This window comes from Nocardia macrotermitis, assembly GCF_009604405.1.
Taxonomy (GTDB): domain Bacteria; phylum Actinomycetota; class Actinomycetes; order Mycobacteriales; family Mycobacteriaceae; genus Nocardia; species Nocardia macrotermitis.
On record NZ_WEGK01000002.1, the window covers coordinates 487,815 to 502,563 of the forward strand.

General features: G+C 67.0%; 13 protein-coding genes. 7 read left to right on the top strand and 6 right to left on the bottom strand.

The window, feature by feature from the left end; genetic code table 11:
• The first annotated feature begins 33 nt into the window (after nt 1-33).
• Complete coding sequence (locus NRB20_RS05940; RefSeq protein WP_153408220.1) at nt 34-417, top strand: hypothetical protein; 384 nt, start codon at nt 34-36, stop codon at nt 415-417.
• A 23-nt stretch (nt 418-440) separates the two neighbouring features.
• On the opposite strand, the gene NRB20_RS05945 is transcribed toward NRB20_RS05940, so the two are convergent.
• The 4 genes from NRB20_RS05945 to NRB20_RS05960 all read right to left on the bottom strand — a co-directional run bounded on the left by NRB20_RS05945 (nt 441) and on the right by NRB20_RS05960 (nt 4,584).
• Nucleotides 441-1,436 (bottom strand): XdhC family protein, encoded by a 996-nt coding sequence (locus NRB20_RS05945; RefSeq protein ID WP_153408221.1) that lies wholly within the window; start codon nt 1,434-1,436, stop codon nt 441-443.
• Between the two features lie 13 nt (nt 1,437-1,449).
• The gene (locus NRB20_RS05950) at nt 1,450-2,133 is read right to left on the bottom strand and encodes a nucleotidyltransferase family protein (RefSeq protein WP_319944526.1); all 684 of its coding nucleotides are present in this window, start codon (nt 2,131-2,133) and stop codon (nt 1,450-1,452) included.
• A gap of 661 nt (nt 2,134-2,794) precedes the next feature.
• Complete coding sequence (locus tag NRB20_RS05955; RefSeq protein WP_153408224.1) at nt 2,795-3,313, bottom strand: hypothetical protein; 519 nt, start codon at nt 3,311-3,313, stop codon at nt 2,795-2,797.
• 137 nt (nt 3,314-3,450) lie between these two features.
• The gene (locus NRB20_RS05960) at nt 3,451-4,584 is read right to left on the bottom strand and encodes an alpha/beta hydrolase family protein (RefSeq protein ID WP_153408225.1); all 1,134 of its coding nucleotides are present in this window, start codon (nt 4,582-4,584) and stop codon (nt 3,451-3,453) included.
• Between the two features lie 527 nt (nt 4,585-5,111).
• Here NRB20_RS05960 and aceA point away from each other — a divergent pair.
• The 5 genes from aceA to NRB20_RS05985 all read left to right on the top strand — a co-directional run bounded on the left by aceA (nt 5,112) and on the right by NRB20_RS05985 (nt 11,700).
• Nucleotides 5,112-6,404 carry an isocitrate lyase gene (gene aceA, locus NRB20_RS05965; protein ID WP_153408227.1) on the top strand — a complete coding sequence of 431 codons (1,293 nt, stop codon included), beginning with the start codon at nt 5,112-5,114 and terminating at the stop codon, nt 6,402-6,404.
• Between the two features lie 385 nt (nt 6,405-6,789).
• Complete coding sequence (locus NRB20_RS05970) at nt 6,790-7,653, top strand: 3-hydroxybutyryl-CoA dehydrogenase (RefSeq protein ID WP_319944527.1); 864 nt, start codon at nt 6,790-6,792, stop codon at nt 7,651-7,653.
• Between the two features lie 378 nt (nt 7,654-8,031).
• Complete coding sequence (gene metE / locus NRB20_RS05975; protein WP_153408231.1) at nt 8,032-10,359, top strand: 5-methyltetrahydropteroyltriglutamate--homocysteine S-methyltransferase; 2,328 nt, start codon at nt 8,032-8,034, stop codon at nt 10,357-10,359.
• A gap of 97 nt (nt 10,360-10,456) precedes the next feature.
• On the top strand, nt 10,457-10,654 hold the full coding sequence (locus NRB20_RS05980; protein WP_153408233.1) for an antitoxin: 198 nt from the start codon (nt 10,457-10,459) through the stop codon (nt 10,652-10,654).
• A 140-nt stretch (nt 10,655-10,794) separates the two neighbouring features.
• Nucleotides 10,795-11,700 carry an esterase/lipase family protein gene (locus NRB20_RS05985; RefSeq protein WP_153408235.1) on the top strand — a complete coding sequence of 302 codons (906 nt, stop codon included), beginning with the start codon at nt 10,795-10,797 and terminating at the stop codon, nt 11,698-11,700.
• Nucleotides 11,701-11,909: 209 nt separating this feature from the next.
• Here NRB20_RS05985 and NRB20_RS05990 read toward each other — a convergent pair whose 3' ends face one another.
• Entirely contained in the window at nt 11,910-12,536 is a 627-nt protein-coding gene (locus NRB20_RS05990; RefSeq protein ID WP_153408237.1) for a hypothetical protein, read from the bottom strand.
• Nucleotides 12,537-12,843: 307 nt separating this feature from the next.
• The gene (locus NRB20_RS05995; protein ID WP_153408239.1) at nt 12,844-13,896 is read right to left on the bottom strand and encodes an NAD(P)-dependent alcohol dehydrogenase; all 1,053 of its coding nucleotides are present in this window, start codon (nt 13,894-13,896) and stop codon (nt 12,844-12,846) included.
• A gap of 101 nt (nt 13,897-13,997) precedes the next feature.
• Here NRB20_RS05995 and NRB20_RS06000 point away from each other — a divergent pair, with 101 nt between their 5' ends.
• Complete coding sequence (locus NRB20_RS06000) at nt 13,998-14,732, top strand: ZIP family metal transporter (RefSeq protein ID WP_153408241.1); 735 nt, start codon at nt 13,998-14,000, stop codon at nt 14,730-14,732.
• The last annotated feature ends 17 nt before the right edge of the window (nt 14,733-14,749 follow it).

A 14,749-nucleotide genomic window follows, 5' to 3' on the forward strand; every position in this document is an offset into this window, starting at 1 on the left:
GGTGAGAGTCGATCCTGCTGGATGGGAGAGATGATGTCCGACAAGGGGATTGCGGCGGGGGAGGGGTTTTCGATGCCGGGGACCGTGCGGGTGGCGCGGGTGGTGGCGTGGGGGATGGCGGTGATCGGGCTGGTGTGTGTGGCCTCGGCGGGGTGGCTGTTCGGGGCGCGGTCGGCGGGGATCACGGCGGTGTACTTCGTGCCGAGTTGGCTGCTGGGGTTGCTGGCCTTCGCGTTCGGGGCGGTGGGGGACGGGATTCGGATCTGCGCGGTGCTGCTGGCCGTGCTGAACATGCTGTGGACCGTGCCGTCGATTCCGGCGGGGCATCCGCCCGGGTGGCTGGGGCCGCTGAGTGCGATCGTGCTGGTGGTACTGCTGTTCCGGCGGTCGGCGCGGGCCTGGTTCACCGGGCAGTGAGCCGCGATATCAGGTGTTCGGGATCAGGTCAGCGCGGGAAACGGGCCGGTGTGATGCGACGGGGTGCGGGCGCGCACGGCCAGGATTTCGGCGGCGATCGCGACGGCCGTCTCCATCGGCGTACTCGCACCCAGATCCAGGCCCGCGGGGGTGTACAGCCTGGTGAGGGTGTCGGTGTCGAAACCCTCCGAGTGCAGGGCCGCCAGCCGCTGATCGTGCGCGGGGCCGACGCCGAGCGCGCCCAGATAACCGAATTCGGGGAGCTGGAGTGCGGAGGTGAGCAGCGGGATCTCGAATTTCGGATCCTGCGTGACCGTGACCAGGGCCGTGCGGTAGTCGATCAACCCGGCCGCGGCCTGCGCCTCGAGGTAGCGGTGCGGCCAGTCGACGATCACCTCGGCACCCGGGAAGGACTGATCGGCGGCGAACCGCTGCCGGGCGTCGCACACCGTGACGCGGTAGCCCAGCTGTCTGCCCTGAACGCACAGCGCGGCGGCGAATGCGTTGGCGCCGAAGATGATCAGGCGTGGCGCGGCGGCGAACGAGCAGCAGAACACATCGGATTCGGGCAGTGCGACCAGTTCGGTGTTGTGCCGCCGGTCGGTCACCAGATGCTGACCGATCACCGTCGGATCCGAATGCCACACCACCGTGAACACCGTCACCGGTTTGAACCCGGCGAGATCCTGTGCGACGGCCGGAAATTCGGGAAAGTCGTTGCGGGAGAACGGTTCCACGAACACATCGATGGTGCCGCAGTCGGCGCTGTCCATGCCGGTGTTCGGGTCGAAACGCTGTAATTCCTTGCGGCCGGAACGCGCCGAATGGATCGCCGCGTCGTAGATGGCGCTCTCGTAACAGCCGTCGGAGACCGAACCGAAGACGCGTCCGTCCGGATCCACGAGCATCGCCGAACCGATCGGCATGGGCGCCGGACCGAACGTCCGGACCAGGGTCGCCATGGCACCGATACGCCCGGAATGCCACACCCGCAGTAGGTCATCGACGATGTCGCGCATCACAAGCTCCCGATCAGCGTGCGCGAGTGGGCGGATAGTCGTGGTCACGTCCCGTCGCCAGATCGTCACACCTGACGGCCACAATATCCGGTCTACTGACCAGAAACTCCCTGGCTCCGGAATTTCCTTGTGCGGCCTTGATCACCGCCGCCCAGTGCTTGTGATATAGCACAACCGGATGACCGGGCCGGTCGTGAAAGGTCGCGCGCGCCAACCCACTAGGCGCCCTCCGCGCGGCCCCCAACACCCGCGCGACGACATCCGCACCGACGTCCGGAGTATCGACCGGCATGATCGCCACATACTCGGCCGCATCCTCCGCATCCGCCACCGCCCGCAATCCCGCCCGCAGCGAAGCCCCCACCCCCACCGCCCAGTCCGCGGCCCAAACCGGTTGCGCGCCTTCGGGTATGGCAATAGCCGGAGATTCGCACACCCACCACCCACTCGCATCTCGCCGCGCCGGCCCCGTAGCCCCCAACACCACATACACCCGCCCACATCCCCCCTCCGCCAACGCCGCCACGGCCCCCCGCAACCACTCCCCACCCTCCGCCAACACCTTCGGCCGTCCATACCGCCGCCCGGCCCCACCCGCCAGCAGAATCCCGTCACACCGCCCTTCACTCACCCCGCCGAGAGTAACCTCGCCCCCGCCTCTCCGCCGCCCCGAACACAACCACCCCACAGCCTCCACCCAGAACCCCGAATACAACCGCTACGTGCGTTCCGAACCCCGGATCCCCCTCGGCACCCCGAGCGCGGTCGGCTCACAGCACCACCGCCATACCCACACCACTACGGCGCAATCCGAGCCCGGACCGCCGCCACAACCTCCACCGCCGCGCCAGGAACCCACTCCGCGAACACAACCGCCGCGTGCGTCCAACACCACCTCCGCAGCCCCGAATCCGGTCGGCCCACAGCACCGCCGTCATGCCCAGGCTGCTTCAGCAGTTACGGCGCGATCCGAGCCCGGACCGCCACCACAACCTCCGCCGCCACCCATGGTCGGCTCACAACGCCGATGCCATATCGGCAGCGGAGTCGCTGTCGTGGGCACGGTCCCGGGGTATCGCCGCGAACATCTTCGCGGCTCCTGCCGCCGGATCCCGTCACCATGGGTGCGACCGAGGCGTGCGGTCCCGGCGTCGAATCGCCAACGCGCCCCTCCACTGTCTCCGTGCCTGGTCGGCGCACAACGTCGATGCCGTGTCGCGGTTGGTTCCGTCGTTGTGGGCAGTCCACGACGAGCGTCGCTCTCGACGTTCTTGTCCGCTCCTGACCGAAGGCGATGTGCGGAGCCTGCCCGCGCTCGGAGGGTGGGTGACCGCGTACCCGCCGCCGCTGGTCGAGGGTCAGATGAGGCTGCCGTCGTGGCAGCTGCCGCTGGAGCGCCAGGTGGGGGCGGGGCGGGTTTCGAGGGGGTGGAAGGTCCAGTCGGTGATGGGGGAGATGGCTTTCCAGTAGGTGCGGCCGTCGTTGTGGCGGACTGCTTGAAATATGTCTTCGGTGCCTTCGATGAGTTGGTTGCCTACGCAGTGGTCGGTGTAGCTGGTGCCGGGTTGGTGGGCGCCGGGGCTGAAGGTGTCGGTGGGGTCGGCGTGGGCTCCCGGGTTGGCGACCGTGCTGGGCAGGGTTGTTCTCGCGGTGCGGGACCAGCTCGGTGCGCCGCGGTTGTCGGTGCCGCAGCGGAAGGTCCAGCCGCCCGCGTGGATGTTCGCGCCCCGGTCGTGGGCGGTGCCGGCCCACAGGCAGCTCGCGGATCGCGATGCCGGTGTGCGTTCCGCGGCTTCGGCGGTGCCGGTCCCGAGGGCGAGACCGCCTGCTGCCAGGGCGGTGATGGCCGAGAAGGTGAGTGTTGCTGATCGTGTCATGGCCGCCTCGATATCAACTTTGGTAAAGAGTAGGTAATGTGATTGCCAAGCGTACATGAAAGTCTTGTGACACAACGAAAAAGGCGGTGCGCACCGGACATCCGGCACACACCGCCTCGACTGCGGTCGGCGCGAACTCAGCCGAACAGCTTGCGCACGAACGGGAGTGAGTCCGGCTGGGAAGCCAGCACCGTGCCGCTGTGATCGGTCGGGTAGGTGTGGAAGGTGAGGGGCTGGTGGTTGGCGGTCAGGACGGCCGCGAAGCGGAGCGTCTCCGGCGTGATGACGTCGGTGTCCGTCAAACCCTGCCCCATGAACAGCGGCCGGTCGTACCCGGACTCGGGCAGGCCGAGGTAGTTGTGCAGCAGGCCGTGGAAATCGGGGATGTCCGAGAGCGGCCGGGCGAACAGGTTGCCGCCGATCACCTTCTGCGCGGTGGTCGCCGCGCCGAGCGGGGTCAGGCATTCGGTGCGAGCGCGGTCGGCCCAGTAGCGGCCGGCGGGCGTCAGATACGACTCGATGTGCAGTTCCGGATGCGCGGTGCGCAGCCCATCGATGATGTAGAGCGCGTACGCGGTGGTGTCGCCGCTGAGTTTCACCGGCGGAACACCCGGACCGAGCAGGCTGATCACATCTTCGATATAGGCGGGAGTGCCGGTCGCGACCGCGCCGCGATAGTCCAGCCCCGGACCGAAGGCGGTCGCGTACCGGGCGGTGGAGACCGCCGCGCCCGCACCCTGCGACTGACCGACGACGACCCACTTGCGGGCCAGCGTCCGATAGTGCCCGCTCGCCGCCCGCACCGCGTCCACGACGTTGTGCGCCTCGACCCGCCCATCCAGATACGGATGTTCACCGGGCGACCCCATCCCGGCATAGTCGGCCGCGACGATCGCATAACCCTGCTGCAACCAGGTCCCCAGATAGGACCAGTCGCGCTGCACCGCGGCGGGCCCGGCCACGCTGTAGGCGCAGTCGTCACCGATGCCGACGGTCCCGTGCGCCCACGCGATCACCGGCCAGCCCCCGGCGGGCGGCGCGCCCGGCGGGAAGTAGACCGCCGCACTCGCCGTGGTCGGCGCGTCGCCGACCGTGGTGGTGCCGTAGAAGAACCGCTGCGACCCCACCGAACCGGGCAGTGTCGCCGCGGCGGACAGCGGCCCGGCCGATTCGAAGACGCCCGTGGCGGGCACGGCCTGGGCCGGTGGCTGCTGTACCAGCGCGGCCGCGGCGACGGCCAGTGCGGCGGCGGCGATCGAGAGTTTCCGCATCGTGCTCCTCGGCTGATGGATTCGGACCGGTGGATTCCGGCGGGATTCGGCTGGATCAGTCTGGCAGTCCGAACCGGTCCGAACGTTCCGGGACACCGAATGTGATCGGTGTCGGTGACCGCCGCCACGAATCGACGGTCCGCTGCCCTGTGAACGTAGTCACAGTCGGCAATGCGGGCGCGGAAATCCGGCCGGTGGTAAGGGTCACGCTAACAGTACGGGCGTTACGTAAATCCGCATGTCAGACCTACTCGCTGGTAGATAGCAGGCCCGCAATTCGCTCGCAAATTTCGCAGAGTTAGCAAACGTGCCGGGAAAGCTAGCCGAGATTTACAGTAGCAACAGGTAGACGGCACTTTTCTGGTGTGCCATCGTGTTGAAGTACACCCGATGGGCATAGCAAGCCTGCAAATCACCGCTCCAGCAGTGTTCGGACATCGCAGGGCCCCGACCGCCGAAAGCGCAGTCGGAACCCGACGGAGTCCGCACATGGGGCACTCGACCCGAACTAGGAAGTGGAGTAAGAGATGTCGACCACCGGCACCCCGAAAACCGCTGCGGAGATCCAGCAGGACTGGGACACCAACCCCCGTTGGAAGGGCATCACCCGCGATTACTCGGCCGATCAGGTCGTGAAGCTGCAGGGCAGCGTCGTCGAAGAGCACACGCTCGCGCGTCGCGGTGCCGAGATCCTCTGGGAGGGCGTGAACACCGAGGGCGAGTACATCCACTCGCTGGGCGCGCTGACCGGTAACCAGGCCGTGCAGGCCGTGCGTGCCGGCCTCAAGGCCATCTACCTGTCCGGTTGGCAGGTCGCCGGTGACGCGAACCTGTCCGGACACACCTACCCCGACCAGTCGCTGTACCCGGCCAACTCGGTGCCGTCGGTCGTGCGCCGCATCAACAACGCGTTGCTGCGCGCCGACGAGATCGCCAAGGTCGAGGGCGACAACTCGGTCGACAACTGGGTCGTGCCGATCGTCGCCGACGGTGAGGCCGGCTTCGGTGGCGCGCTGAACGTCTACGAACTCCAGAAGGCCATGATCGCCGCGGGCGCCGCCGGCACCCACTGGGAGGACCAGCTGGCGTCGGAGAAGAAGTGCGGCCACCTCGGTGGCAAGGTGCTGATCCCCACCCAGCAGCACATCCGCACTCTTACCTCTGCCCGGCTCGCGGCTGATGTCGCCGACACCCCGACCGTCGTGATCGCCCGCACCGACGCCGAGGCCGCCACCCTGATCACCTCGGACGTCGACGAGCGCGACCGTCCGTTCATCACCGGTGACCGCACCTCCGAGGGCTTCTACCACGTCAAGAACGGCATCGAGCCCTGCATCGCGCGGGCCAAGGCGTACGCCCCCTACTCCGACCTGATCTGGATGGAGACCGGTATCCCGGACCTCGAGGTCGCGCGGAAGTTCGCCGAGGGCGTCAAGTCGGAGTTCCCCGACCAGCTGCTGGCCTACAACTGCTCGCCGTCCTTCAACTGGAAGGCGCACCTGGACGACGCCACCATCGCGAAGTTCCAGAAGGAGCTGTCGTCGATGGGCTTCAAGTTCCAGTTCATCACCCTGGCGGGCTTCCACTCGCTCAACTACGCCGCGTTCGACCTGGCCTACGGCTACGCCCGCGAGGGCATGACCGCCTTCGTCGACCTGCAGGAGCGCGAGTTCAAGGCCGCCGCCGAGCGTGGCTTCACCGCCGTGAAGCACCAGCGTGAGGTCGGCGCCGGCTACTTCGACACCATCGCGACCACCGTGGACCCCAACACCTCCACCGCGGCGCTGAAGGGCTCCACCGAAGAGGGCCAGTTCCACTGAGTTGTACCGGTCGCCCGTAACGGGCGGCAGTGCGGTGAACCGGCGGCGACCTGCTCGCCGTCGGTTTCCCACCACCCGACACGGGCACTCCTGCAACGAGTGCCCACCGACCCTTCCCGTCCGAACAGCCCCGGCGGGAAGGGTTTTTACCTAAAAGCACCAACCAATGCCGACACACCCAATGGATTTTCGGTACGCGACAACTGATTTCGTAAGAACATGGGTAACTTGCCGGGGACGTCCAAGTCTCGACCGCGTCCCGAACCTCGGCCCGAAGCGCAAGTCTTCACGTACTCGACGACACGCTGAGGTCGCGGAGAGGCGGGGGAGCGCACGACTGATGGGGCACTCAGGGTGCCCGCAAAATTCTCGGAGAGGCGGAACAGTGAAGATTCAGCGCGTTGGTGTCATCGGCGCCGGACAGATGGGCGCGGGAATCGCGGAAGTGTGTGCTCGTGCGCACGTCGACGTGCTCGTGTTCGAGCAGACCCGGGAACTCGCCGCCGCCGGTCGCGCCCGCATCCTGCGGTCGCTGGATCGCGGCGTGAGCAGCGGCAAGATCACCGAGCGGGAGCGCGAGCAGGCGGCCTGGCGGCTGCGGTTCACCTCCGATCTCGGCGATTTCGCGGACCGGCAGCTGGTCGTGGAGGCCGTGCTGGAGAGCGAGGAGGTCAAGACCTCGATCTTCGCCGAACTCGACAAGGTCGTCACCGATCCGGACGCGGTGCTCGCGTCCAACACCTCCTCGATTCCGATCATGAAGATCGCCGTGGCCACCACCCAGCCCGAGCGCGTGGTCGGCATGCACTTCTTCAACCCGGTGCCGGTGCTGCCGCTGGTCGAGCTGGTGACCACGCTCAAGACCAGTGCCGCGGTCGCCGAGCGGGCCGAGGCGTTCGCGTCGGAGGTGCTGGGCAAGCAGGTCGTGCGTTCCGCGGACCGCTCCGGTTTCGTGGTGAACGCGCTGCTGGTGCCGTACCTGCTCTCGTCCATCCGGATGGTCGAATCCGGTTTCGCCACAAAGGAAGACGTCGACAAGGCGATGGTGCTGGGCTGTGCGCACCCGATGGGTCCGCTGGCGCTGACCGACCTGGTCGGCCTGGACACGGTGAAGTCCATCGCGGATTCGATGTACGCCGAGTTCAAGGAGCCGTTGTACTCCGCGCCGCCGCTGCTGATGCGCATGGTCGAGGCGGGGTTGCTCGGCAAGAAGTCCGGCGCGGGCTTCTACCAGTACAAGGCTGTGTAATTCGGCCTCCGCTCCGGCGTGTTCGCGGCCACCGAGGCTCGCCGTCGCGCACTCGAGACTCGGGCCTCGCCCATGCGCTTCGAGTGCGCAACGGTGAGTCGGCCGCGAACTCGTCGCTCGAAGGCTCGCTTCGTGCGGGGCCGGGAGAGCGCGCGAGGTTGCGGGCCGACGGTTGACGTAGTGCCCGATGCTTTCGATGTAGTGCCTGTTGCTGTGATGTTCGGCCTGGTAGGCGGGTTGTGCGGTGCGGTGCGGTGCGAATGATCAAATTCCGTCTCTCGACTTATCCGTCGGCGTCCGGTGCGTCGGCATTCTGCTTCACCAGCCGTAAGCTGCATTCAGGTCGCGGGGACCGCAGCTCGGAGAGGAGTCCAGCTCATGGTCAATGTCACCGATGGCTTCGGGTCGAGCATTCTCGGGTATCCGAGGATCGGGCCGCACCGTGAACTGAAACGTGCGCTCGAGTCGTACTGGCACGGGAGTCTGTCTCGGGAGAGTTTGCTGGCCGTCGGCCGGGAGATCCAGGAGACGCAGTTCAGTGAGCTGGCGGCGGCGGGGCTGACGCAGGTTCCGGGCAACACCTTCTCCTTCTACGACCACGTGCTGGACAACGCGCTGCTGTTCGGCGCGGTGCCCCAGCGGTTCGAGCCGTATCGAGAAGCCTTGCACCCCTTGGACTTCTACTTCCTGATGGCTCGCGGCCGACCGGATCTGCCGCCGCTCGAGCTGGTGCGTTTCTTCGGCACCAACTACCACTACCGGCAGCCCGAACTCGACGCCGACACCGAATTCTCGCTGCACCCCGAGGCCCTGCTGGACGAATTCGACCGGGCGATGGCGCGCGGTATCGAACTGCGGCCGGTGGTGCTGGGTCCGATGTCGCTGCTGCTGCTGTCCAAGGCGGGGCAGGTGCCGGGCGAGACCGAATTCGATCGGCTGAGCCTGCTGGACAAGCTGCTGCCGGTGTACGAGGAACTGTTCGAGATGCTCGCCAAGCGCGGGTCGACCTGCGTGCAGTTGGACGAGCCGTGCTTCACCGGCGATCGCAGCCCGGCCGAGTTGGCCGCGTTCCTGCACACGTATCAGCGACTGTCCACCGCGCCGTTGCGCCCGCGCATCCTGGTCACCGGCCAGTACGGCGATTTCGGTGAGGCGACCGCGATCCTGGCGCAGACCCAGGTGGAGGCGATCGGGCTGGACCTGGCCAGTCATCGGGTGCGGCCCGAGGAACTGGCGAAGATTCCGGGGATCAAGCGCAAGCGGCTGTACGCGGGCGTGATCGGCGGCACCAATGTGTGGCGCGCGGACCGTCGGGTCACGCTGGATTATCTGAACGCGCTGTCGCAGGTGTGTCCGGATCTGGTGGTGTCCACCGGGACCACACTGCTGCACGTGCCCTACGACCTGCTGGTCGAATACGACATCGACGGCCCGGTCGCGGATCGGCTCGCCTTCGCGAAACAGAAAGTGCTGGAAGTCGTTTCGCTCGCGAAGGCGCTCACCGAAGGCGGGGGCGGGCTTGCGGGAGGCGAGGCTGCGAAGTGGCAGGGTCGTCCGCGTGAAGTGCACTTCAAGCAGAAACACGCTGTGCGGCAACGGGTTTACGCGATCACGCCGGAAATGCGAGAGCGTGAGCCGTACGAGGTGCGCCGAGATGCCCAGCGCGACAAGCTGAATCTGCCGCCGGTGCCCTCCACGACACTGGGCTCCTTCCCGCAGACCGATGCCGTGCGTCAGGCGCGTTACGACCTGGGCCAGGGCAAACTGTCCTACGACGAGTACCGCAAGCGGATCGAATCGGAGATCGAGTCGACCATCCGGTTGCAGGAGGACATCGGCCTGGACGTGCTCGTGCACGGCGAGCACGAACGCAACGACATGATCCAGTACTTCGCCGAACTGCTGGACGGTTTCGCCACCACGCATTTCGGCTGGGTGCAGGTCTACGGTTCGCGCTGCGTGCGCCCGCCGGTGCTGTACGGCGACGTCGCGCGGCCCAAGCCGATGTCGGTGGAGTGGACCACCTACGCCCAGTCGCTCACCGACAAACCGGTGAAAGGCATTGTGACAGGGCCGGTTACGATGGTGGCGCGCTCGTTCGTGCGGCAGGATCAGCCGCTGTACGAGACGGCCGACCAAGTGGCCCTTGCCATTCGGGACGAGCTGGCCGATCTGGAGAATGCCGGAGTGTCGATCATCCAGGTCGACGAGCCGTCCATCCGGGAGCTGCTGCCGCTGCGCGAGGGGACCCAGAGCCGGGAGTACCTGCGCTGGGCGGTGAACGCGTTCCGGCTGGCGACCTCGGGTGTGCGGGCGGAAACCCAGATCCACACGCACATCGCGTATTCCGGTCGCGCCGAGATCGTCCGGGCGATCGAGGAACTGGACGCGGACGTCACGGCGGTCGTCGCCACCCGTTCGATCGAATGGGTGCTCAAGGCGCTGGCCGACGACACCGAGGAGGGCCACGGCCTCTCGCACGGCGTGGGACCCGGTGTGTACGAAAGCCGTTCGGCTCGTATCCCCGACATCGACGAACTGGACGAACTCCTCACCGCGGCCGCGGCGGCCGTCACCCCCGAACGCCTGTGGGCGAATCCGGACGGCGGCCTCAAGACCCGGCACGGCTGGCAGCTCGAACCCGCGCTGCGCAATATGGTCGCCGCGGCGCGCCGTGTCCGTCGGCGGGCCGAAGCGCAGGGGTGAGCTGCGGGGTTGCCCGCATCGGCCGCCCCCGGGTTCCGTTCGCTCGCCCGGTCGGGTTAGCTGTGTGGGAACTACTGTTTTCAGACCAGGAGATCCCATGGGAATGTTCGACAAGTTCAAGGATGTGGCCGAGAAGGCCGTGGATGCGGCCGGACAGCACGCCGACAAGCTCGATCCGCTGATCGAGAAGGCCGGTGACGCCGTCGATCAGAAGACCGGTGGCAAGTTCTCCGGTCAGGTCGACGCGGCCCAGGAGGCGGCGAAGAAGGCACTGCGCGAGAAGGCCGGCGAATAGGCTTTCGACCTGGGCTGTGGGGCGATGCGCGGCATCGCCCCACAGCTGTGTCAGCGGTCGCCTCCGCGAAATTCGGCGGGTCCGGCCCTACGATCTGTGGGATGTCCTGTGACTTCGCACCGCCGCGGAGGAAGCATCGGATGCGCTCATCCGGTGTCTTCCTGGCCGTTCTGGTTCTGTATGCGATGCTCGGATTCGGTGGACCGGCCGCGAACGCGGCACCTGTACTCGACGGCAGTGTGGCACCGCCCGGCGCGAACGACTGGCGGTGCAGGCCCTCGGCGGCGCATCCCGATCCGGTCGTCCTGATCCACGGCACCTGGGGTAACCAGGACAACTGGAACCGGCTCGCACCGGCCCTGAAGGCCCAGGGCTACTGCGTGTACGCCCTCAACTACGGCAAGGACGCCACGAGTTTGCTCGGCCGGATGCCGGGGATCTACGGCACCGGCGATATCGGTCGTTCAGCGGTGCAGCTGGCGAATTTCGTCGGTCGGGTCCGGGCCGCGACGTCGGCGGCACACGTGGATCTGGTGGCGCATTCGCAGGGCGGGGTGGTGGCCCGGCAGTATTTGCGGTTCGCCGGTGGCGCCGACGCGGCCGATCCGCGCCGCGACGTGGTGCGCCGACTGGTGACCCTGGGCGCGACCAACCACGGTTCGACCTCGGTCCTGCTGGGTTATCCGCTGGACACCGCGAGTGCGGCGGGCCCGGTGGCCGGTGCGGTGAGCAGCGTGCTCGGCATCTCGGCGGTGCAGCAGATCACCGGCAGTAAATTCCTGACCCGCCTCAACGCGGGCGGCGATACCGTGCCCGGCGTCGATTACACGGTCATTGCGACCCGCATGGACGATACGACCACGCCCCCGGAATCGACGTTCCTGCGCGCGGGCCCCGAAGCGGCGGTCGACAATATCTGGGTGCAGACCGCATGCGCCGGAGCGGCTGTCACGCACGTCGGATTTCCCCGCTCGCCGATTGCGATCCAACTCGTGCTGCGGGCATTGGATCCGTCGTATCGCGGCCGGGTCTGCGGACATCGATAGTGCGATTTTCAGAGGTGATTTCGCTGTCCGGTCCGGACACGGAATTGCTGTCCGGTCCGGACGGTCCGTAGCGGAATTTCCATACCGGAATTTCGGGAAAGATGGAATCTCAACCATAGCGAATTATCTGATTTTCACATTTCCGGTTGACGCACGAACCGGGCCCGCGTATCGAATACGCGGGCCCGTTCATATCGTGTGATCAGTGGTTACCGGATGCCGGCGGCGGCCTTGACCGCGTTCAGGAACTCCTGGCCGCCCATCGCGTACCCACCGATACCGGCGCCGATGATGGCGCCCACCGGCGCGGTGATGATGCTGAAGATGCCGAAGCCCAGCAGGGCGCCCAGGGTGCCGCCGATGGCGCCGCCGAGCCAGATGCCCAGGGCGTTCTTCATCAGGATCGGGATCAGGTTGTTGATCGCGTTGACGTCCTTGACCTGCCCGATCTCCGCCGCGGCGACCTGCGGGGTCAGGGTCAGGGTGTGGCCGTCGGCGCTGATCCGCTGCGCGGCGCTGAAGGCGTGGCCGCCCAGGTTCCCGTGCAGCGAGATCTGATCCAGCGTGGCGCCGGTGCTGGACTTCAGGGCGACCGAGGAACCGTCCGCCGCGACCACGAAACGGCCGGCGTCGACGGTGGCGGTGATGGCCCGGTTCACCGGCGAGACCGAGGTCTTGTAGTTGATTCCGTGGTCGACGCCCGAGGTCGCGTCATTGTGCGCCACCACGGCGGGCGCGGGCTGCGTGACGGCCGGCGCGGCATTCGCGGTGCCCGCGGCAATGCCGACGGCGCTGATCGCCATGAGAACGATTCCGGTGAACTTTCCGAATTTCATGCTGATTTCCCTCCCGACGCAGCGACACCCCACGGATTCCCCAAGATCTAAGGCTCCCCCATGCGAATCGCCAGTCAGCTGCTGTGTGCGAATCGAACGCATTAATTAGTAGTGCAGGAATCGGGCGGGCGCAAACCCAGTGATGAGCGTCACATCGGTATTGAATTACCGGGCCGTGATCGGTTATCGCGCGAGTGCGGAAACGAGCGGAAACGCGCGCGAGGGATAGCTGCGGAGTTGCAATAGGCGGCAGCGGGAATGCGGACCGGCCGAATCCGCGCGGCGCGGAATTCGACCGGTCCGGACATCACATGGTGGCGGCGTCGATGACGAAGCGGTAGCGGACGTCGCTGGCCAGGACGCGTTCGTAGGCCGCGTCGATGCCGTCGGCGGAGATCACCTCGATATCCGCGCCGATGCCGTGTTCGGCGCAGAAATTCAGCATCTCCTGGGTCTGGGCGATGCCGCCGATCATCGAACCGGCCAGTGAACGCCGGAAATTCGCCAGCGTGAAGGGCTGGACCGACAGCGGCTTGTCGGGCAGGCCCAGGATGACCAGGGTGCCGTCCAGATTCAGCAGCCGCATGTAGTCGTCGATCGGCAGATTCGCCGAGACGGTGTTGACGATCAGATCGAAACGCGCACGCAGATCCTTGAAGGTCTGCCGGTCGGAGGTCGCGTAGTAGTGCTGGGCGCCGAAGCGGCGGCCGTCCTCCTGTTTGCTCAGCGACTGGCTCAGCACCGTCACCTCGGCCCCGAGCGCCGCGGCGATTTTCACCCCGACGTGTCCCAGGCCGCCCATGCCGATGATGGCCACCTGTTTGCCCGGACCGGCGTTCCAGTGCCGCAGCGGCGAGTAGAGCGTGATCCCGGCGCACAGCAGCGGCGCGGCCACGTCCAGGCCGATGCCCTCGGGAATGGCGAGCACGAAATTCTCGGTCACCACGACCTGCGTGGAATATCCGCCGTAGGTGGTGCCGCCGGGCTGGAACTCCTCGGTGACGCCGGTGTTGTAGGTCATGGTGCCGCCGCCGGTGCAGTACTGCTCCTCACCGGCCAGGCACGACGCGCACTTCCCGCAGGAGTCGACCATGCAGCCGACGCCGACGCGGTCGCCGACCCGGTGCTTGGTCACCGCGGACCCGACCGCGGCGACGATGCCCGCGATCTCGTGTCCGGGGACGCAGGGGTAGCGGGTGCGATGCCATTCGTTGCGGGCGGTGTGGATGTCCGAGTGGCAGATGCCCGCGTATTTGATGTCGATGAGCACATCGTGCGGGCCCAGGTCACGTCGTTCGATCGAGGTCTTCTCGAACCGACCGTCGGGGGTGGTCAAAGCGTATGCCGCGGCAGTGGTCATGAATGTATGCCTACTCCTGCATTCTTAGCTTTGCAAAACGTCGCCGAACTCGCCGGTAGCATCTGCGCGCGCCCCGCTCACACATGCCACATGCTGGACCGATGGCGATCCTGGTGGCGTTGATATCGATGTGTTCGACGCTGATCGGCGGCCTGGTCGCGGTGCGGATCGGCGATCGCAAACACGCGATTCTGGGGCTCGCGGCGGGCGTCATGCTGGGGGTGGTGCCGTTCGATCTGCTGCCCGAGGCGCTCGAACAGACCCCGCAGTCCGTCGCGGGCGTGCCGATCGCGCTGGTGGCCGCCGTGGTCGGCTTCCTGACCATCCACATCATCGAGCGCGCGGTGGCCATCCACACCGCGCACGAGGTCGAATTCGGTACGCACACACACGGTTTCGAGTCGGTGGGGTTGCTCGCGGCGGGCGGACTGGTCTTCCACAGCACCCTGGACGGCCTCGGCATCGGCCTGAGTTTCCAGGCCGGAACCGGCGTGGGGACCGCGGTGGCGATCGCGGTGATCTGCCACGATTTCGCCGACGGCTTCAACACCTTCACCATCACCACCCTCTACGGCAACGCCCGCCGCCGCGCCCTGCTGCTGCTCGCCCTGGATGCGCTGGCTCCCGTGGTCGGCGCGACCATCGGCACCCTCGTCCACGTCCCGCAGGAGGCGACCGGCCTGTATCTCGGCTACTTCGCCGGATTCCTGCTCTACCTGGCCACCGCCGACATCCTGCCCGAGGCGCACGCCGGGCATCCGTCCCGCCTGACGCTGCTGTGCACCGTCGCGGGCACGGGTTTCATGTTCGGCGTCGCGGTGCTGAATCACCAATGAGCCCGATCACCGATGAG